The sequence below is a fragment of the Kitasatospora griseola genome, from assembly GCF_044999035.1.
Taxonomy (GTDB): domain Bacteria; phylum Actinomycetota; class Actinomycetes; order Streptomycetales; family Streptomycetaceae; genus Kitasatospora; species Kitasatospora griseola.
This window is the reverse complement of record NZ_CP173360.1, coordinates 3,210,475-3,228,334: the sequence shown is the minus strand read 5'-3', so window position 1 is coordinate 3,228,334 and position 17,860 is coordinate 3,210,475. Positions and strand designations below refer to the sequence as shown.

Genomic DNA, 17,860 nt, shown 5'->3' with positions numbered 1-17,860 from the left:
TGTGTTCGATTCCGGCCGCCGGGCATCGACAGATAGTAGGACGTCCGAGTAAATTAGTAGGACATCCAAGTAGTTGTGCCGCCCACCCACCGGGCGGCCGCACGGAGCGGAGTCGGAGCCGATGGACGCCGAGCAGATCGAAGCCGGCCGGCAGCGCTGGCAGCAGCGGTACGACAAGGCGCGCAAGCGCGACGCCGACTTCACCACGCTGAGCGGCGAGACCGTCGAGCCCGTCTACGGCCCGCCCGCCGGCCAGCCGGTCGAGGGCTTCGAGCGGATCGGCTGGCCCGGCGAGTACCCCTACACCCGCGGCCTGCACCCCACCGGCTACCGCGGCCGCGCCTGGACCATCCGCCAGTTCGCCGGCTTCGGCAACGCGCAGCAGACCAACGAGCGCTACCGGATGATCCTCGACGCGGGCGGCGGCGGCCTCTCCGTCGCCTTCGACATGCCCACCCTGATGGGCTACGACTCCGACGACGCCAAGTCGCTCGGCGAGGTCGGCCACTGCGGCGTCGCCATCGACTCCGCCGCCGACATGGAGGTGCTGTTCGCCGGCATCCCGCTCGGCGAGGTCACCACCTCGATGACCATCTCCGGCCCCGCCGTCCCGATCTTCTGCATGTACCTGGTCGCCGCCGAACGCCAGGGCGTCGACCCCGCCGTCCTCAACGGCACCCTGCAGACGGACATCTTCAAGGAGTACATCGCGCAGAAGGAGTGGCTCTTCGCCCCCGAGCCCCACCTGCGCCTGATCGGCGACCTGATGGAGCACTGCGCGAGCGGCATCCCCGCCTACAAGCCGCTCTCGGTCTCCGGCTACCACATCCGCGAAGCCGGAGCCACGGCCGCCCAGGAACTCGCCTACACCCTCGCCGACGGCCTCGCCTACGTCGAACTCGGCCTCTCCCGCGGCCTCGACGTGGACGTCTTCGCCCCCGGCCTGTCGTTCTTCTTCGACGCCCACCTCGACTTCTTCGAGGAGATCGCCAAGTTCCGCGCCGCCCGCCGGATCTGGGCCCGCTGGATGCGCGACCACTTCGGCGCCCGGACCGAGAAGGCGCAGTGGCTGCGCTTCCACACCCAGACCGCCGGCGTCTCCCTCACCGCCCAGCAGCCGTACAACAACGTGGTCCGCACCGCCGTCGAGGCCCTCTCCGCCGTCCTCGGCGGCACCAACTCCCTGCACACCAACGCCCTGGACGAGACCCTCGCCCTCCCCAGCGAGCAGGCCGCCGAGATCGCGCTGCGCACCCAGCAGGTGATCATGGAGGAGACCGGCGTCACCAACGTCGCCGACCCGCTCGGCGGCTCCTGGTACGTCGAGGCGCTCACCGACAAGATCGAGGCGCAGGTCGAGGAGATCTTCCGCCGCATCCTCGACAAGGGCGCCGCCGACCACCCGATCGGCCCGATGACCTCCGGAATCCTGCGCGGCATCGAGGAGGGCTGGTTCACCGGCGAGATCGCCGAGGCCGCCTTCCAGTACCAGCAGGCCCTGGAGAAGGGCGAGAAGAAGGTCGTCGGCGTCAACTGCCACCCGCGCAGCGTCACCCCCGAGCTCGAAATTCTCCGCGTCAGCCACGAGGTCGAACGCGAGCAGGTCCGCGTCCTCGCCGACCGCAAGTCGCACCGCGACGAGACCGCCGTCCGCGCCGGCCTCGACGCGATGCTGGCCGCCGCCCGCTCCGGCGCCAACATGATCGAACCGATGCTCCAGGCCGTCCGCGCGGAAGCCACCCTCGGCGAGATCTGCCACGCCCTGCGCGACGAGTGGGGCACGTACCGGGAGAACGCCAGCTTCTGAGGGACCGCGGGCGCCGGGGTACCCCCCCCGGCGCCCGCGGTGCTACCTGTTCTCCAGGAGGAACGCCTCCCAGGTGCGGGTGCCGCGGGTCGCTCCCGGCCCGGCGAGGTTCCGGCCGTCGCGGTAGGCGCGGCCGATCTTTCCGGCGAGCGGCACGCGCAGCGTCCTGCGGGGGCGGAGGAGGTCGGCGAAGGCGTACACCCGGGGGCCGGCCAGGTCGGGGACGAGGCCGGCGGGGGCGGCGAGGGTGAGGGCGACCAGGCGGTCGGCGACCTCGCGAGGGTCGACGGGCTCGAAGCGCAGCCCCTTCGGGTCGGGCAGCACGGGGAGTTTGCCGAGTTTGCCCGCCATCGTGCGCACCAGGGTGTGGAACTGGGCGGCTCGCAGCACCGTCCAGGGCACGCCGCTGTCGGCGAGGGCGCGTTCCGCGTCCCGCTTGGCGCGGAACCAGCCGATCGGCATGGTGTCGGCGCCGATCACCGAGACCATCACGACGTGCCGGACGCCGCCCGCCAGGGCCATCGCGTCGGCGAGGCGTCGGCCGGCGGTGTCGTCGCCCTTCGCGCCGCCGGCGAGGTGCAGCACGGTGTCGACGCCGTCCAGTGCCTCGGCCAGTCCGGTGCCGGCGATCAGGTCGCCGCGGACGTAGTGGACGCCGTCGCTGTCGGGGCGGGTGCGGCGGCTGAGCACGCGGACGGTGCAGCCGGCTTCGAGGAGTTGCGGGACGACGAGGGTGCCGAGGGTGCCGGTGCCGCCGGTGACGAGGATGTTCATGGCGTGTGCTCCGTTCCGGCCGTCGGCGTGATCGTCCGGCCTGCCACAGTGGGTGTCTGCAGTGGTGACCCCGACCGGGAAAGGGATGTGACAGATGAGCGGGGGAGCTCTTCTCGCGGAGCGGTTCGAGGCGCAGCGGCCCAGGTTGCGGGCGGTGGCGTACCGGATGCTGGGGTCGCTGGGGGAGGCCGAGGACGCGGTGCAGGAGGCATGGTTGCGGCTGGACCGGCATGCGGAGGAGGTGGAGAACCTCGGCGGCTGGTTGACCACGGTGGTGTCGCGGGTGTGCCTGAACGAGCTGCGCAGCCGTTCGCGGCGGCGGGAGGAGGAGCTGGACACCCAGGTGCCGGATCCGGTGCTGGCCGCGCCGGAGCGGGACGATCCGGAGGCGGTGGCGCTGCTGGGGGACCGGGTGGGGATGGCGCTGCAGGTGGTGCTGGGGACGTTGGGGCCGGCGGAGCGGTTGGCGTTCGTGCTGCACGATCTGTTCGCGGTGCCGTTCGAGGAGATCGCGCCGTTGTTGGAGAAGTCCCCGGCGGCGGTGCGGCAGTCGGCGAGTCGGGCGCGCAAGCGGGTGAAGGAGCGGGCGCCGGAGCCCGATCGGGATCCGGCGGTGCAGCGGGGCGCGGTGGAGGCGTTCCTGGCGGCGGCCCGGGAGGGCGACTTCGAGGCGCTGGTCCGGGTGCTGGCGCCGGACGCGGTGCTGCGTTCGGACGGCGGTGCGCTGGTGGAGCTGTCCCGGGTGCTGCGCGGCGGTGCGGCGATCGCCGCCTCCGCGGCCGGGTTCCGGAGCCTGGCGCCGTTCGCGCGGCTGGTGCTGGTGAACGGCGCCTACGGCGTGCTGACGGTCCGGGAGGGCCGTCCGGTGTCGGTGATGGCGTTCACCGTGGTGGGCGGCCGGGTGGCCCGGATCGACGTGCTGAACGATCCGGCGCGGTTGGCCGCGCTGGCGCTGCCGAGCTGAGCGGCCGTCAGCGCAGCAGCCCCGGGAAGGGGTTGAGGAGCAGGGTGGTGAAGCGGTGGATCCAGTCCGGGGTGACGGGTTCGCCGCTCACCAGCAGGCGGTGCTCGACGGTGCCGGCGATGGTGTCGAAGATGATGTCGATCTCCTCGTCGGCGGTGGCCGGGTCCCGGTCGGGGTCCATCTCGCCGCGGGCCTGGGCGTTGGCCCGGCCGAGTTGGACCAGGACCTTCTGCGGCTGGACGATCCGTTCGCGGATGCGGTGGCGGAGTTGGACGTCGCGGCTGCCCTCGGCGAACAGGGCGAGCAGGGCGGCCTGGGTCTCGGGGAGGGTGAGGAGCTCGGCGAAGCGGGCGACCACGGCCTCGATGTCGGCCTGCAGGCTGCCGCGGTCGGCGCACTCCAGTTGGTCGAAGAGGCTGGCGATGGCGTCGACCACGAGCTCGCTCTTGGACGGCCAGCGGCGGTAGAGGGTGGTCTTGGCGACGCCGGCCCGCTGGGCGACGTCGCCCATGGTGAGTCCGCCCCAGCCGAGTTCGGCGAGTGCCTCGCGGGTGGCGTCCAGGATGGCCTGGTCGGCGGCGGCGCTGCGGGGGCGGCCCTTGCCGCGGGTGGGCGGCGGGGTGACGGCGGCCGGCGGGTCCGGGTGCTCGGCGGGCTGCCGGGTGGTGGGGGCCACCGCGCCTCCTCAGCGAATTTACTCAGAAGTAACTTGGTGGGCCCACGGTAGCGACCTGCGGCGCTGCCCGACACCCGCCCGGGGTCGGAAAGTGGGACAGCTCACGCTTCCGGAGGGCGGTTGGGGCTTGCGGGGGGAGCCCGTCGGGCAGATACGCTACGACCAGTAGCGAAAGAGCGACAACCAACGTGCCCTGCCCTCTGGGATCGGGCGGGCACGGGGCGTGGATGGGGATCCGCGCCCGAACGGTCGGGCTCCGCCGGGGGAGGCGGGTCGTCCGGGTTTCGGCATTTCCGGGCGGATGGCGTCCGGTACCGGCTCCGGCGGGGGAGGATAGAGCCATGCAGTCACGGAATTCGCGTCTCAACAGCTCCGCCCTGCGCGGTGCGGTGGACCTCGCCGCGGTGAAGGCGGCCGGAGAGGCCGCCCAGAAGGCGGAGCAGACCCGGGCCGAGCGGGCCCGGCAGGCGGCGGCGGGCGAAGCCCCGGCGCTCGCGGACTACCCCCTGGTGCTGGACGTCACCGAGGACACCTTCGAGTCGGAGGTGGTCCAGCGCTCGACCGAGGTCCCCGTGGTGGTGGACTTCTGGGCCGAGTGGTGCGGTCCCTGCAAGCAGCTGAGCCCGATCCTGGAGCGCCTCGCCGAGGAGTACGCGGGCCGGATCGTGCTCGCCAAGATCGACGTGGACGCCAACCCGCTGATCGCCCAGCAGTTCGGCATCCAGGGGATCCCGGCCGTGATGGCCGTGGTGGCGGGCCAGCTGGTGCCGCTGTTCCAGGGCGCCGAGAACGAGTCGAACGTCCGCAAGGTGCTGGACCAGCTGATCGCGGTCGCCGAGCAGCGCTTCGGCATCGTCGGCACCGCCGCGGGCGGTGCGGGCGCGGGCGAGGAGGCGGCGCCGCGGGTGCCGGCCGACCCGGCGCTGGAGGCCGCGCACGACGCGCTGGACCGGGGCGACCTGGGCGGCGCGGTGCAGGCGTACCAGAACGTGCTGAGCGAGCGGCCCGGCCACGTCGAGGCGAAGCTCGGCCTGGCCCAGGCGCAGCTGCTGCAGCGGGTGGAGAAGCTCGACCCGCAGCAGGTGCGCTCCGACGCGGCGGCCGACGCGAAGGACGTGCAGGCCCAACTGCGGGCGGCCGACCTGGACTTGGTCGGCGGGCACGTCGAGGACGCGTTCGGCCGGCTGGTCGACACCGTGGCGAAGACCTTCGGCGACGACCGGGACACCGCGCGGCTGCGGCTGCTGGAACTGTTCGAGGTGATCGGCTCCGAGGACCCGCGCACCGTGGCGGCCCGTCAGGCCCTGGCCCGGGTGCTGTTCTGACGGCACTCGGTGACACGTCGGATGACCTGCGGTGTCGTCGGCGATTTGACGACTTTCGCGGGTGAACCGGGCAGGTTTACCAAATCTTGATAACACCCCTTCTTCGTCGCGGTGCGTGACGGAGGAGGGGTGTTTCGTCTGCGTTTGCGGGGGTCACGGCCCCGACGGTCCGAGTCGTTCGTCACGCTGCGCAGCCGGGCCTTCGATCCCCTGAGCGAACGCGTTCACTGTTGGATTACCCGTCAGTAACGCACCCCTTGTGCTCCGCCCGGTATTCGAGCACGATCGGCGACGCCCGGTCCCTCCACTGCGAGGGTCCCCACCGGGTGAGGGCAGGGGGGTAACCGCAGATCCCACGCGGCGGTTCCTGGCCTCGGCGGTCGCGCATCCCGCGCGTTCGCACGGTTGTCGCTCGGGGTGATCGCCCATGCCGTCCCCACGGCGCCAGGCGCTCTCCGCTACCGAGGACGTAGCTCTCTCCCATTTCGGGTCGAACCGGGTGCGGGACGCACCGGAACGGCCGGAGATGTACGTCCTAGAAGGAGGACTCGCATGTCCACGTCTTACGGCAAGACCCGCTGGAAGCGCTTCGCCCTGGTGATGGTGCCCAGCGTCGCGGCCACCGCCGCGATCGGCGTCTCCCTGGCCAACTCGGCGCTCGCGGCCTCGTTCGCGGTCTCCGGCCAGCAGTTCAAGGTCACCGTCGACCAGCTGCACGGCGAGAACTTCTCGCAGTTCGGCGGCGTCGACATGCAGGCCGACGGCAAGACCGCGCACCCGGTCGCCATCTCGGCGTTCGACACCGCCCGGCTGCAGAACCTGTGCCAGTCGGTCGTCACCGACCTCGGCCCGCTCGGCAAGTGGACCCTGGTCCTCAAGGCCGGCAACAGCCCCGACGAGGCCAAGCAGGTTCACGCCCAGCAGCTGCTGATCGACATGAACCAGCTGAACGCCGACGCCGAGTTCCACAGCATCAACATCGGCCAGGACGCCGGCACCCTGCAGGGTTCGGCCATCGACAAGCTCAAGAACGACGGCGGCAAGGTGCCGACCGGCGCGCAGGGCTTCGCGCAGTCCGCCAAGACCGCGGACCTGTCGAAGGTCCAGCAGACCGCCTGGGCCACCTCGGCGGGCACCTTCACGCTCCCGGGCCTGAGCCTGAACATCACCCAGGGCGCCAACGAGTGCTACTAGTCCGCGACTGACGGCCCGTCAGGCGGGCCCGACCGTGGACCACCGGTCCGAGGGGGCGGCATCGCGCCGTTCCCTCGGGCCGCACCCCGGCATACCCGGGGCCATCCGTATTTCCCCCTCGGACCCACCATCGAGGAGTCGCACCATGTCCAGCGCAACCGTCGAAGCCTGGCCCGAGGACCCGGCCGGCCTGGTCCGTCGAGGCCGGCGGGGGTTCCGCGCCTGGCGGCGCACCCGGCCGTTCTGGGGTGGCCTGCTGGCCGTGATCGCCGGCCTCCCGATCCTGTACTTCCCGTACGCCCACCTCACGCTGGGCGGCCTGACCGTGGCGATGGCCACCACCGCCGGGGCCGGCTCGCTGCTGATCGGCCTCCTGATGATGGTGCTCGGCGTCACCGTCTGGTTCCAGCCGGTGGTGCGGGTGTTCTGCGGGGTGGCGACCACCATCCTGGCGCTGATCTCCATCCCGGTCTCCAACCTGGGCGGCTTCGGCATGGGCGCGATCCCCGGCCTGATCGCCGGCGGCCTGCTGGTCTCCTGGGCGCCGCTGCAGCCGCTCCCGGCCGCCGGGCCGGAGTCGGCCGAGACGGCGGCCGGGACGGCGGCCGCGCCCCAGGACGCCGCGCCGACCGCGCAGCTGCCCGCGCAGGCCGCGGCGGAGCAGCCGCTGGAGTACGGAGCCGCACCGACAGCGCACGCGGAGGGGGAGCAGCGGTGACCGACTCGGAGAAGCCGGCGGTTCCCGGTCCGCGGCACGCGGTGCCACGCGAGGGCGTGCGGTCCCGGCTGCGCGGGCGGGCGCTGGCGATCGCCGCCGTGCCGACCGCGCTGCTGGTCGGCGCCGCCTACGCGCCGACCCTGGCGGTGGCGGCCGACCCGCAGTCCGGGGCCTGCGCGAGCAGCCCGGACGCCGTGCTCAAGGAGACGCCCGTCCCGAAGAGCGAGATCGCGGTGCAGCCGGACTCCTCGGTGAGCCAGGCGACGGCCGCGCAGTCCGGGCAGGCGCCCGCGGGCAGTGCCGCCGCGGTGCCGGCGGTGTTCACCGGCTCGGCCGGCGTGCAGTCCGCCGCCCACGTGACGCCGAACGGCGCTCCGGCGGGCACCGGGGTGCAGCAGGCCGGGGCCATCGACGACTGGTGGAACAACCTGATCCACCCGGGCGCCGCCGCGACCGCCACCCCGTCGACCGCGCCGAAGGCCGCGTCCCCCGCGCCCACCGCCACCCCGAGCCCCACCGCGAAGCCGTCCGCCGCCCCGAGCCCCTCGGCGACCGGGCGGCCGGCCACCGGGGCGCCCGCCGCGCCGGACGCCCCGGCCGGGCCGTCGGAGCCGGCCGCCACCGGCACGAAGGCCCCGTCGACCAAGGCGCCGAAGTCATCCGCGTCCGCCTCGGCGTCGGCGTCGGCCGACCCGAACTGCCTGGTGAGCACCCGGGGCCTGGCGGCGAAGGCCGCGCCCAAGGGCCACGTGGTGCCGGACCAGAACTGGGTGCTGCACTCGACCCGGCTGGCGCTGCACGGCTCGGTCTTCAACGGCGTCTACGACGTCACCACGGAGAGCGGCACCAAGCGGGTGCTGAAGTTCACCACCGACAGCGTCGACATCGAGAACCTGGACATGTCGACCATCCAGATCCCGGGCCTCACCTTCCACGTGAAGAGCCGTGAGGGATCGACCTCCACCATGCGCAACGGCCCGATCACCATGTACGTGGAGAGCCTGTCCGGGCACCTGGCGGCGATCTACGGCCTGCCGATACCGATCGACCTGGGCGAGATCACGCTGACCCCGGACACCCTGCCGAAGTGGCTGTGGGACCTGCTGGGCGCGGTGCCGATCCCGCTGGACCTGACGCTCACCGGCGCCAAGGCGGTGCAGGCCGGCCAGTTCGGCGGCGACCTGAAGATCCCGGGCATGCGGCTGTTCAACGACAAGGAGCCGTACGACGGCTGAGCCGTCGTCAGCTGCGAGAAGGCCCCCGACGGCGAACCGTCGGGGGCCTTCTCGTGCGGGTGCCGCCGGTGTCAGCGGCCGCCGCGGGTGCCCAGGTGGTGGACCTGGACCATGTTGGTGGTGCCCGGGATGCCGACCGGCACGCCGGCGGTGACGATCACGGTGTCGCCCTCGGCGAGGCGGCCCAGCTTCAGCAGCTCGCGGTCGACCTGCTCGACCATCGCGTCCGTGGTGGCCACCTGCTCGGTGACGTACGCCTCGACGCCCCAGCTCAGCGAGAGCTGGTTGCGGGTGGCGACGTCCGGGGTGAAGGCGATCACCGGGATCGGCGAGCGGTAGCGGGACAGCCGGCGGGCGGTGTCGCCGGACTTGGTGAAGGCGATCAGGGCCTGGCCGTTGAGGAAGTCGCCCAGCTCGCACGCGGCGCGGGCGACCGAGCCGCCCTGGGTGCGCGGCTTGCGGCCCGGGTTGAGCGGCTGGAGGCCCTGCGAGAGCAGCTCCTCCTCGGCCTTCTCGGCGATCCTGCTCATGGTCTTGACGGTCTCGACCGGGTACTTGCCGACGCTGGACTCGGCGGACAGCATCACGGCGTCCGCGCCGTCCAGGATCGCGTTGGCGACGTCGGAGACCTCGGCGCGGGTCGGGCGCGAGGCGTGGATCATCGACTCCATCATCTGGGTGGCGACGATCACCGGCTTGGCGTTCCGGCGGGCCAGCGTGACCAGCTGCTTCTGGACCAGCGGCACCTTCTCCAGCGGGTACTCGACCGCCAGGTCGCCGCGGGCCACCATGATCGCGTCGAAGGCGAGGACGATCTCCTCCATCGCCTCGACGGCCTGCGGCTTCTCGATCTTGGCGATGACCGGCACACGAATGCCGACCTCGTCCATGACCTTGTGGACGTCGTCGATGTCCGCGGCGTTGCGGACGAACGACAGCGCGACCATGTCGACGCCCAGTCGCAGGGCGAAGCGCAGGTCGTCCTTGTCCTTCTCGGACAGCGCGGGCACGTTGACCGCCGCGCCGGGCAGGTTGATGCCCTTGTTGTTGGAGAGCACACCGCCCTCGACCACCACGGTCCGCACCCGCGGGCCGTCGACGCTGACGACCTCCAGGGCGATGACGCCGTCGTTGATCAGGATCGGGTCGCCGGGCTTCACGTCACCGGGCAGGCCCTTGTAGGTGGTGCCGCAGATGTACTGGTCACCGGGGACGTCCTCGGTGGTGATGGTGAACGTGTCGCCGTTGTCAACGGTCACCGGGCCGTTGGCGAAGGTCGCCAGACGGATCTTGGGGCCCTGCAGGTCGGCCAGCACGCCGATGGTGCGGCCGGTGTCCTCCGACACCTGGCGGACGCGGCGGTACCGGTCCTCGTGCTCGGCGTGGGAGCCGTGGCTCATGTTCAGTCGGGCGACGTTCATGCCCGCTTCGACGATGGCCTTCAGCTGTTCGTAGGAGTCCGTGGCAGGACCCAGGGTGCAGACAATTTTCGCTCGGCGCATATCCGTCAGTCTATCCGTTCGTGTTATCGATGCATTCGGCTCGAATCGTCAGATATCGCCAACGAACATTCCGAGGGATGGGATACTGACGGGTAGTCAGCCCGCGTCGGCCCTACACCTCGTGGACCAGCGCGAACGTCTGCTGGGCGATCTCCAGTTCCTCGTCGGTGGGCACCACGGCGACGGTCACCCGGCCGTAGGACGGCGAGATCACCCGGGCGTGGCGCGAACGCACCGCGTTCAGCTCCGGATCCACCGAAATTCCCAGCTCCTCCAGATTGGCACAGACCGCCGCCCGGACCTCCGCGGAGTTCTCGCCGACACCGGCGGTGAAGGCGACGGCGTCCACCCGGCCCAGCACCGCGTAGTAGCCGCCCAGGTAGCGGCGGATCCGGTGCACGTACGAGTCGAAGGCCAGCTTGGCGTCCTCGTCGCCGTCCTGGGCGCGGCGCACCACCTCGCGCATGTCGTTGTCGCCGCACAGGCCGAGCAGGCCGCTGCGGCGGTTCAGCAGGTCGTCGATCTGATCGACGGTCAGGCCGCCCACCCGGTGCAGGTGGAACACCAGGCCCGGGTCCACGTCACCGGAACGGGTGCCCATCACCAGGCCCTCCAGCGGCGTCAGGCCCATCGAGGTCTCCACGCACACCCCGCCGGCCACCGCCGACACCGACGCGCCGTTGCCCAGGTGCAGCACGATCACGTTCAGCTCGGCCGGGTCGCGGCCCAGCAGCCGGGCGGTCGCCCGGGAGACGTACTGGTGCGAGGTGCCGTGGAAGCCGTAGCGGCGCACCCGGTGCTCGTCGGCGGTCTTCCGGTCGATCGCGTACCGGGCCGCGTGCTCCGGCAGGGTGGCGTGGAACGCGGTGTCGAACACCGCGACCTGCGGCAGGTCCGGGCGCATCGAGCGGGCCACCTCGATGCCGGTGATGTTCGCCGGGTTGTGCAGCGGCGCCACCGGGATCAGCCGGCGGATCTCCGCCACCACCGCGTCGTTGATCAGCGTCGGCCGGGTGAAGCGCAGCCCGCCGTGCACCACCCGGTGGCCGATCGCCGCCAGCTCCGGCGAGTCCAGGCCCATCAGGTCCGCGGCCAGCTCGTCGGCGACCGCCCGCAGCGCCCCGTCGTGGTCGGCGAACCGCCGCACCGACTCGCGCGGCTCCCCGGTCAGCGGCAGGTGCAGCAGCCGGCCCTCGACCTCGCCGATCCGCTCCACCAGGCCGGACGCCAGCCGGGAGCCGTCCAGCATGTCGATCAGCTGGTACTTCACCGAGGACGACCCGGCGTTCAGCACCAGGACACGGGTACCGGTGGTCACTGCGCGCCTCCCTCGGCGGACTGGGTCTGGGACTGGATCGCGGTGATCGCCACGGTGTTGACGATGTCCTCGACCAGGGCGCCCCGGGACAGGTCGTTCACCGGCTTGTTCAGGCCCTGCAGCACCGGGCCGACCGCGATGGCGCCGGCCGACCGCTGCACCGCCTTGTAGGTGTTGTTGCCGGTGTTCAGGTCCGGGAAGACCAGCACGGTGGCCCGGCCCGCCACCGGCGAGCCCGGCAGCTTGGTCTGCGCGACGCGCGCATCCACCGCCGCGTCGTACTGGATCGGCCCCTCCACCAGCAGGTCCGGGCGCAGCGCGCGGACCAGCTCGGTGGCCTTGCGGACCTTGTCCACGTCCGCGCCGGAGCCCGAGGTGCCGGTCGAGTACGACAGCATCGCCACCCGCGGCTCCACCCCGAACTGGGCGGCGGTCTCGGCGGACTGGACGGCGATGTCGGCCAGCTGCTGGGCGTCCGGGTCCGGGTTGACCGCGCAGTCGCCGTAGACCAGCACCTTGTCGGCCAGGCACATGAAGAACACCGAGGAGACGATCGAAGCGTCCGGCGAGGTCTTGATCACCTCGAACGCCGGGCGGATGGTCGCCGCCGTCGAGTGCACCGCGCCGGAGACCATGCCGTCCGCGATGCCCTCCTGCACCATCAGGGTGCCGAAGTACGAGACGTCGGTGACCACGTCGAGCGCCCGCTCGACCGTCATGCCCTTGTGCGCCCGGGCCTTGGCGTACAGCTCGGCGAACTGCTGGCGCAGCGGGCTGGCCGCCGGGTCGACGATCCGCAGCCGGGTGCCGGAGTCGCCGGCCTGCGGGAACTCGATGCCGAGCGCGGCGGCCCGGCGGTGCACCGCCTCCGGCTCGCCGAGCAGGGTCAGGTCGCAGATGTTGCGGCGCAGCAGCACCTCGGCGGCGCGCAGCACCCGGTCCTCGGCGCCCTCGGGGAGCACGATGTGCCGGCGGTCGGCGCGGGCCCGTTCCAGCAGCGCGTGCTCGAACATCATCGGGGTCACCCGCTCGGAGCGGGTCAGCTCGATCCGGCTGGTCAACTCGGCGGTGTCGACGTGCAGTTCGAACAGGCCGAGGGCGATCTCGGCCTTGCGCGGGCTGTTCGGGCCGATCCGGCCCTCCAGGTGGGTGAGCGTCGTGGCGGTCAGCCAGGAACCCTCCTCGACCTCCGCCACCGGCGTGCCCGGGGCGAGCCGGGAGGCCAGCGCCATCACGTCCGGGCCCGGGTGCTGGCCGAGCGTGAGCAGCACGCCGGCGATCGGCGGGGAGCTCGCCGCGTGCGCCGCCAGCGCGCCGATCAGCAGGTCCGCCCGGTCGCCCGGGGTGACCACCAGGGTGCCGTCGGACAGCGCGTTCAGGAAGGTCGGCAGCATCGCGCCGCCGAACACGAACTTCCGCACGTCCCGGGACAGCCCGGCCGCGTCGCCGAGCAGCACCGTCGCGCCGGTCGCCTCGACCAGCTGCGCCACGGTCGGCGCGGCCAGCGACGGCTCCTCCGGGACGACGTACACCGGCACCGGGAGCTTCTCGGTCAGCGCCCGCTGCACCTGCTGCTTGACGCCCGGCGCCACCCGGTTGGCGATCATCGCCAGGATCGAGCAGCCCAGGTCGCGGTAGGCCCGATGGGCGTTGCGGACCTCCGCGACCACGGCCTGCGGGTCGTCCTGCCGACCGCCGACCACCGGGAGGACGGCCGCCCCGAACTCGTTCGCCAGCCGGGCGTTGAAGGCCAGCTCGTCCGGGATGTTCGTGCCCGAGTAGTCGGTGCCGAGCACCAGCACCGCCTGGCAGCGCCGCTCCAGCTGGTGGAACCGGTCGACCAGGACGGAGACCAGCTCGTCCTGGCCGCGGGCGGCCTGCAGGGCCGCCGCCTCGTCGTAGGTCAGCCCGTACAGCTCGGTGGTGGGCAGGTCCAGCCGGTAGCGGCTGCGCAGCAGCTCCACCACGTGGTCGGTGGCCGACTGTCCGCTGTCCGAGGTGTGCACCAGCGGCCGGAACACCCCGACCCGGTCCACCTGACGGGTCAGCAGTTCCATGACCCCGAGTTCCACGACCTGTCGGCCGTCCCCCCGGTCGATCCCGGTCACGTACACGCTGCTCGCCACGGTGGAACTCTCCGTCCGTCTTTCTCAGGCTGCGGTCATCTTGACCATACCTTCGTACGACATTCGGACCGGGCTGCGGCACTGCCGTTAGGGCCGCCCGGGGGTGCCGGAAGTCCTCCGTGTCCGACCGACGGCGCGTCGGGCGGTCAACGGGCCGGACGGAGCCAGACGGTGGCCAGCGGCGGCAGCACCAGCTCCGCCGAACGGGGCTGGCCGTTCCACTGCGCGCCCTCCGCCTTCACCGGCAGGGAGTTGGCGATCCCGCTGCCGCCGTACCGCTCGGCGTCGGTGTTCAGCGCCTCCTCCCACAGCTGCTCGCCGCCCTCCAGCCGGGGCAGGCCGACCCGGAAGCCGTGCCGGACCACGGGGGAGAAGTTGCAGACCGCCACCAGCGGGCCGCCGTCGGCGGCGAACCGGACGAAGGAGAACACGTTGTCGTCGGCCGCGCCGCCGTCCAGCCAGCGGAACCCGGCCGGGACGGTGTCCTGCTCGTACAGCGCGGGGGTGTCCCGGTAGACCCGGTTCAGGTCGCCGACCAGCCGCTGCACGCCCCGGTGGTCGGCGTGCGCCTCCCACGCCTCGTCCAGCACCCACCACTGCGGGCCGCTCTCGTGCTCCCACTCCGCGCCCTGGGCGAACTCCTGCCCCATGAACAGCAGTTGCTTGCCCGGGTGGGCCCACATGAAGCCCAGGTAGGCGCGGTGGTTGGCGCGCTGCTGCCACCAGTCGCCGGGCATCTTGGAGACCAGCGCCTGCTTGCCGTGCACCACCTCGTCGTGCGAGATCGGCAGGATGTAGTTCTCCGAGTACGCGTACACCATCGAGAAGGTCATCTCGTTGTGGTGGTACCTGCGGTGCACCGGCTCCTTGGACATGTAGACCAGCGAGTCGTGCATCCAGCCCATGTTCCACTTCAGGCCGAAGCCCAGGCCGCCGGTGTCGGTGGGCCGGGTGACGCCGTCCCAGGCGGTGGACTCCTCGGCGACGGTCAGCACGCCCGGGCAGCGCCGGTAGACGGTGGCGTTCATCTCCTGCAGGAAGGACGCCGCGTCCAGGTTCTCCCGGCCGCCGAACCGGTTGGGCGACCAGCCGCCGCCCTCGCGGGAGTAGTCGAGGTAGAGCATCGAGGCGACCGCGTCCACCCGCAGGCCGTCCACGTGGAACTCCTCGCACCAGTACACCGCGTTGGCGACCAGGAAATTGCGCACCTCGGTGCGGCCGTAGTCGAACTCCAGCGTCCCCCAGTCCGGGTGCTCGGCGCGCTGCGGGTCGGCCGGCTCGTACAGCGGCTCGCCGTCGAAACGGGCCAGTGCGAAGTCGTCCTTCGGGAAGTGCGCGGGCACCCAGTCGACCAGCACGCCGATGCCGTGCCGGTGCAGCGTGTCGACCAGGTGGCGGAAGTCGTCGGGGGTGCCGAGCCGGGCCGTCGGGGCGTAGAAGCCGGACACCTGGTAGCCCCAGGAACCGCCGAACGGGTGCTCCATCACCGGCATGAACTCGACGTGGGTGAAGCCCAGTTCGGTCAGGTAGCCGGGCAGCACCTCGGCGATCTGCCGGTAGGACGTCAGATCCGGCCGCCAGGAGGCGAGGTGCAGCTCGTAGACCGACATCGGGGCCCGGTGGTGGACGATGTGCGCCCGCGCCGCCATCCACTCGGCGTCCTGCCACTCGTAGCGGGAGACCGTCACCACCGAGGCGGTGTCCGGCGGGCACTGGGCGGCGCGGGCCAGCGGGTCGGCCTTCTCCACCGTCCGGCCGGAGCGGGTCAGGATCTGGTACTTGTACTGCGCGCCCTCGCCGAGGCCCGGCACGAACAGCTCCCACACGCCGGACGAGCCCAGCGAGCGCATCGGGTGCGCGGTGCCGTTCCAGTGGTTGAACGAGCCGACCAGCCGGACCCCGACGGCGTTCGGCGCCCACACCGCGAACGAGGTGCCGGCCACCCCGTCCACGGTGCGCACGTGCGAGCCGAGCGCGTGCCACAGCTGCTCGTGCCGGCCCTCCGAGATCAGGTGCAGGTCCAGCTCGCCGAGCGTCGGGGCGAACCGGTAGCCGTCCTGCTGCTCCAGCGGCTCCCCGCCCGGGTACGTCACCTTCAGCGAGTAGGCGGGGAACCGCCGGCCCGTCAGCAGGCCGGTGAACAGGCCGGCCTGCTGGTGCGTCAGCTCGGCCGGGCCGAGCGCGGTCTCCACCACCACCCGCTCGGCGAACGGGCGCAGCACCCGGATCGCGGTGCCCGTCGGCAGCGCGTGCGCCCCCAGCAGGGCGTGCGGGTCGTGGTGCGCGCCGGACACCAGGCGCTCCACCTCGCCGGGCGGCAGCGGCGCCTCCGGCAGGCGCAGCGCCGAGCCCGGAGCGGGCCGGGCGGGTGCCGGACGGGACTTCGCCGGGCGTTCGGCCCTTCGGGGAGCGGCCGCCGCCGGGCTCTTCGGCGCCGCGCCGGCCGGCCGCGCGGGCTTCGTCGGGGACTGCCGGCCGGCCCCCCTGCCGTGCTCGCCGTTCCGGAAGGTGGCCGGGACAGCCGGTTGGCGGTCGGCCGGCAGGGACGGGTCGAGCGGACCGAGCGGGGTCACGGCGGAGGCCTCCTGGATTCCTGCGAACGGGTCGGGGTTACTGCCGGGAGAGCGGACCGCCCGGCCGGGGAGGCCGGGCGGACTGTCAGGCGGAGTCGGCCAGCCGGTTGATCGCGGCCAGCGGGATCGGCAGCCAGCTCGGCCGGTGCCGTGCCTCGTACACCACCTCGTACACGGCCTTGTCGATCTCCAGCGCGCGCATCAGCTCCGGGGACGCGGACGGATCGGCGCCGCCGCCCGCGGTGTACCCGGCGCAGTACGCGGCCCGGTTGCGGACCGCCCAGGCGGCGGCCAGGTGGGCCAGTTCCGGGTCCTGGGCGGGGGCGCCGGCCAGCAGGTGGGCGGCCGCGTAGTCGAAGGAGCGGAGCATCGCGGCGACGTCCCGCAGCGCGGGCTGCGGCAGGCGGCGCTCGGCGAGCGGCTTGGCCGGCTCGCCCTCGAAGTCCAGCAGCACCCAGCCCTGCGGGGTGCGCATCGCCTGGCCCAGGTGCAGGTCGCCGTGGATGCGCTGGACCAGCAGCCCGTCCAGGTGGGCGGCCGTCAGCTGCTGGAAGGCGGAGCGCAGCGCGGAGCGGTAGCGCAGCAGGCCGGGCACCGCGGTGACCGCGGCGTCCAGCCGGTCGGCCATCGCGCCCGCCAGCTCCGCGATCCGCGGCCGGTCCAGCCGGGTGGTGGGCATCGAGCGGGCCAGCACCCGGTGCACCTCGGCGGTGGCCCGGCCCAGCCGGTGCGCCTCGATCGCGAAGTTGCCCGGCGACGGGTCGCCCTTCAGCCGGGCGACCTGGTCGAGCGCCAGCTCCCAGCCGTCCTCGGCGTCCGGCAGGTAGCGCTGCAGCAGGCCCAGGGTGGCGGGCTCGGAGCGCTCCAGCCGGCACTCGAACCAGGCGGCGACCCGGGGGATGCGGGTCGAGCCGGCCCGGGACAGCGCCAGCGACAGTTCCAGGTCGGGGTTGGTCCCGGGACTGATCCGGCGGAACAGCTTCAGGATGAACGCGGTGTCGTAGATCACCGAGGAGTTGGACTGCTCGGCGGTGGACGCCCGTCCCGGGATGTTGCCGGGCAGGCCCGGGCCCGGGGTGCGGCGGAACGACAGCGAACCGAACCGGTCGCCGGTGGCCAGGTGCTCCAGCAGCCGGCCCGTCAGCTCCGGGTCGTGCACCGCGTCGTAGAGCGTCGCGCCGTCGTAGGTGCCGCCCGCCAGTCGGCCCAGCACCGCCCGCTGCCCGACCGCCGCGGGCCGCTCCGAGCGGATGCCCAGCAGCAGTTGGTAGACGTCGCCGGGGCCGGCGGCCGCCCCGCCGTGCTCCACCCGCAGCAGCAGGTGCAGCAGCGCCGGGTCGCCGACCTGGAGCGGCGTGCCGATCACCGGGACCAGGGCGGCGATCGGCCGGCCCTTGCCGGCGTACCAGCGCTGAGTGGGAAGCCATTCGGCGATCAGCGGCAGGGCCGCCTGGACCAGCTCGCTGACTCCCGCGGCGGTTCTCCGGGCCCCCGGCGCCCGCGTGCCGACCGGCCCGGGGGCGGCGGACGGATCACGGTGCAGGTGGGCTTGAGAACGGGAGGTTTCGGACATGACTCCCTTTCCCCGGAAGCGGGCGGCTGCCCGACGGGTCGTGGCCGGGCCCTTCACTCTTCCGGATTTCGACGG

General features: G+C 72.7%; 13 protein-coding genes. 6 read left to right on the top strand and 7 right to left on the bottom strand.

The genetic code is table 11. The annotated features are described in order from the left end of the window. Positions 1-121: 121 nt before the first annotated feature. Positions 122-1,807 carry a methylmalonyl-CoA mutase gene (locus ACI1MP_RS14380; RefSeq protein ID WP_387998214.1) on the top strand — a complete coding sequence of 562 codons (1,686 nt, stop codon included), beginning with the start codon at positions 122-124 and terminating at the stop codon, positions 1,805-1,807. 42 nt (positions 1,808-1,849) lie between these two features. Here the strand turns inward: ACI1MP_RS14380 and ACI1MP_RS14375 are convergent, their stop codons facing one another. Next, a complete protein-coding gene (locus ACI1MP_RS14375; RefSeq protein ID WP_404868806.1) occupies positions 1,850-2,581 on the bottom strand; it encodes an SDR family oxidoreductase in 732 nt (243 codons plus the stop codon). Positions 2,582-2,675: 94 nt separating this feature from the next. On the opposite strand from ACI1MP_RS14375, the gene ACI1MP_RS14370 reads away from it, so the two are divergent. Further along, positions 2,676-3,545, top strand: a complete 870-nt coding sequence (locus tag ACI1MP_RS14370) for a sigma-70 family RNA polymerase sigma factor (RefSeq protein ID WP_380333963.1) — start codon at positions 2,676-2,678, stop codon at positions 3,543-3,545. Between the two features lie 7 nt (positions 3,546-3,552). Here ACI1MP_RS14370 and ACI1MP_RS14365 read toward each other — a convergent pair whose 3' ends face one another. Beyond that, positions 3,553-4,221: a TetR/AcrR family transcriptional regulator gene (locus tag ACI1MP_RS14365; RefSeq protein ID WP_198520580.1), complete on the bottom strand. Its 669-nt coding sequence runs from the start codon at positions 4,219-4,221 to the stop codon at positions 3,553-3,555. A 341-nt stretch (positions 4,222-4,562) separates the two neighbouring features. Here ACI1MP_RS14365 and ACI1MP_RS14360 point away from each other — a divergent pair, with 341 nt between their 5' ends. The 4 genes from ACI1MP_RS14360 (at position 4,563) to ACI1MP_RS14345 (ending at position 8,693) form a co-directional block, all read left to right on the top strand. Further along, entirely contained in the window at positions 4,563-5,546 is a 984-nt protein-coding gene (locus ACI1MP_RS14360; RefSeq protein WP_380333964.1) for a tetratricopeptide repeat protein, read from the top strand. A gap of 552 nt (positions 5,547-6,098) precedes the next feature. Beyond that, on the top strand, positions 6,099-6,740 hold the full coding sequence (locus tag ACI1MP_RS14355) for a DUF6230 family protein (protein ID WP_380333965.1): 642 nt from the start codon (positions 6,099-6,101) through the stop codon (positions 6,738-6,740). Between the two features lie 145 nt (positions 6,741-6,885). Further along, the gene (locus ACI1MP_RS14350) at positions 6,886-7,458 is read left to right on the top strand and encodes a DUF6114 domain-containing protein (protein ID WP_380333966.1); all 573 of its coding nucleotides are present in this window, start codon (positions 6,886-6,888) and stop codon (positions 7,456-7,458) included. Beyond that, positions 7,455-8,693, top strand: coding sequence for a hypothetical protein (locus tag ACI1MP_RS14345; protein ID WP_404868805.1), 1,239 nt, complete (start codon positions 7,455-7,457; stop codon positions 8,691-8,693). Before ACI1MP_RS14350 ends, ACI1MP_RS14345 begins: the two co-directional genes overlap by 4 nt. Before the next feature lie 71 nt (positions 8,694-8,764). Here ACI1MP_RS14345 and pyk read toward each other — a convergent pair whose 3' ends face one another. The 5 genes from pyk to ACI1MP_RS14320 all read right to left on the bottom strand — a co-directional run bounded on the left by pyk (position 8,765) and on the right by ACI1MP_RS14320 (position 17,785). Further along, positions 8,765-10,195 (bottom strand): pyruvate kinase, encoded by a 1,431-nt coding sequence (gene pyk, locus ACI1MP_RS14340; protein ID WP_100587970.1) that lies wholly within the window; start codon positions 10,193-10,195, stop codon positions 8,765-8,767. Between the two features lie 112 nt (positions 10,196-10,307). Continuing rightward, on the bottom strand, positions 10,308-11,513 hold the full coding sequence (locus tag ACI1MP_RS14335) for an acetate kinase (protein ID WP_100587969.1): 1,206 nt from the start codon (positions 11,511-11,513) through the stop codon (positions 10,308-10,310). Continuing rightward, on the bottom strand, positions 11,510-13,639 hold the full coding sequence (pta, locus tag ACI1MP_RS14330; protein WP_380333968.1) for a phosphate acetyltransferase: 2,130 nt from the start codon (positions 13,637-13,639) through the stop codon (positions 11,510-11,512). Before pta ends, ACI1MP_RS14335 begins: the two co-directional genes overlap by 4 nt. Before the next feature lie 146 nt (positions 13,640-13,785). Further along, positions 13,786-16,212 carry a 1,4-alpha-glucan branching protein GlgB gene (gene glgB / locus ACI1MP_RS14325; RefSeq protein WP_404868804.1) on the bottom strand — a complete coding sequence of 809 codons (2,427 nt, stop codon included), beginning with the start codon at positions 16,210-16,212 and terminating at the stop codon, positions 13,786-13,788. An 85-nt stretch (positions 16,213-16,297) separates the two neighbouring features. Then, on the bottom strand, positions 16,298-17,785 hold the full coding sequence (locus ACI1MP_RS14320) for a maltokinase N-terminal cap-like domain-containing protein (RefSeq protein ID WP_232734112.1): 1,488 nt from the start codon (positions 17,783-17,785) through the stop codon (positions 16,298-16,300). Positions 17,786-17,860 lie beyond the last annotated feature (75 nt).

Bases quoted from the DNA above. Each gene is read 5' to 3' on its own strand.
- ACI1MP_RS14375 (WP_404868806.1), bottom strand. From the start codon at position 2,581: ATGAACATCCTCGTCACCGGCGGCACCGGCACCCTCGGCACCCTCGTC.
- pyk (WP_100587970.1), bottom strand. From the start codon at position 10,195: ATGCGCCGAGCGAAAATTGTCTGCACCCTGGGTCCTGCCACGGACTCC.
- ACI1MP_RS14360 (WP_380333964.1), top strand. From the start codon at position 4,563: ATGCAGTCACGGAATTCGCGTCTCAACAGCTCCGCCCTGCGCGGTGCG.
- ACI1MP_RS14320 (WP_232734112.1), bottom strand. From the start codon at position 17,785: ATGTCCGAAACCTCCCGTTCTCAAGCCCACCTGCACCGTGATCCGTCC.
- ACI1MP_RS14370 (WP_380333963.1), top strand. From the start codon at position 2,676: ATGAGCGGGGGAGCTCTTCTCGCGGAGCGGTTCGAGGCGCAGCGGCCC.
- ACI1MP_RS14350 (WP_380333966.1), top strand. From the start codon at position 6,886: ATGTCCAGCGCAACCGTCGAAGCCTGGCCCGAGGACCCGGCCGGCCTG.
- ACI1MP_RS14380 (WP_387998214.1), top strand. From the start codon at position 122: ATGGACGCCGAGCAGATCGAAGCCGGCCGGCAGCGCTGGCAGCAGCGG.
- ACI1MP_RS14355 (WP_380333965.1), top strand. From the start codon at position 6,099: ATGTCCACGTCTTACGGCAAGACCCGCTGGAAGCGCTTCGCCCTGGTG.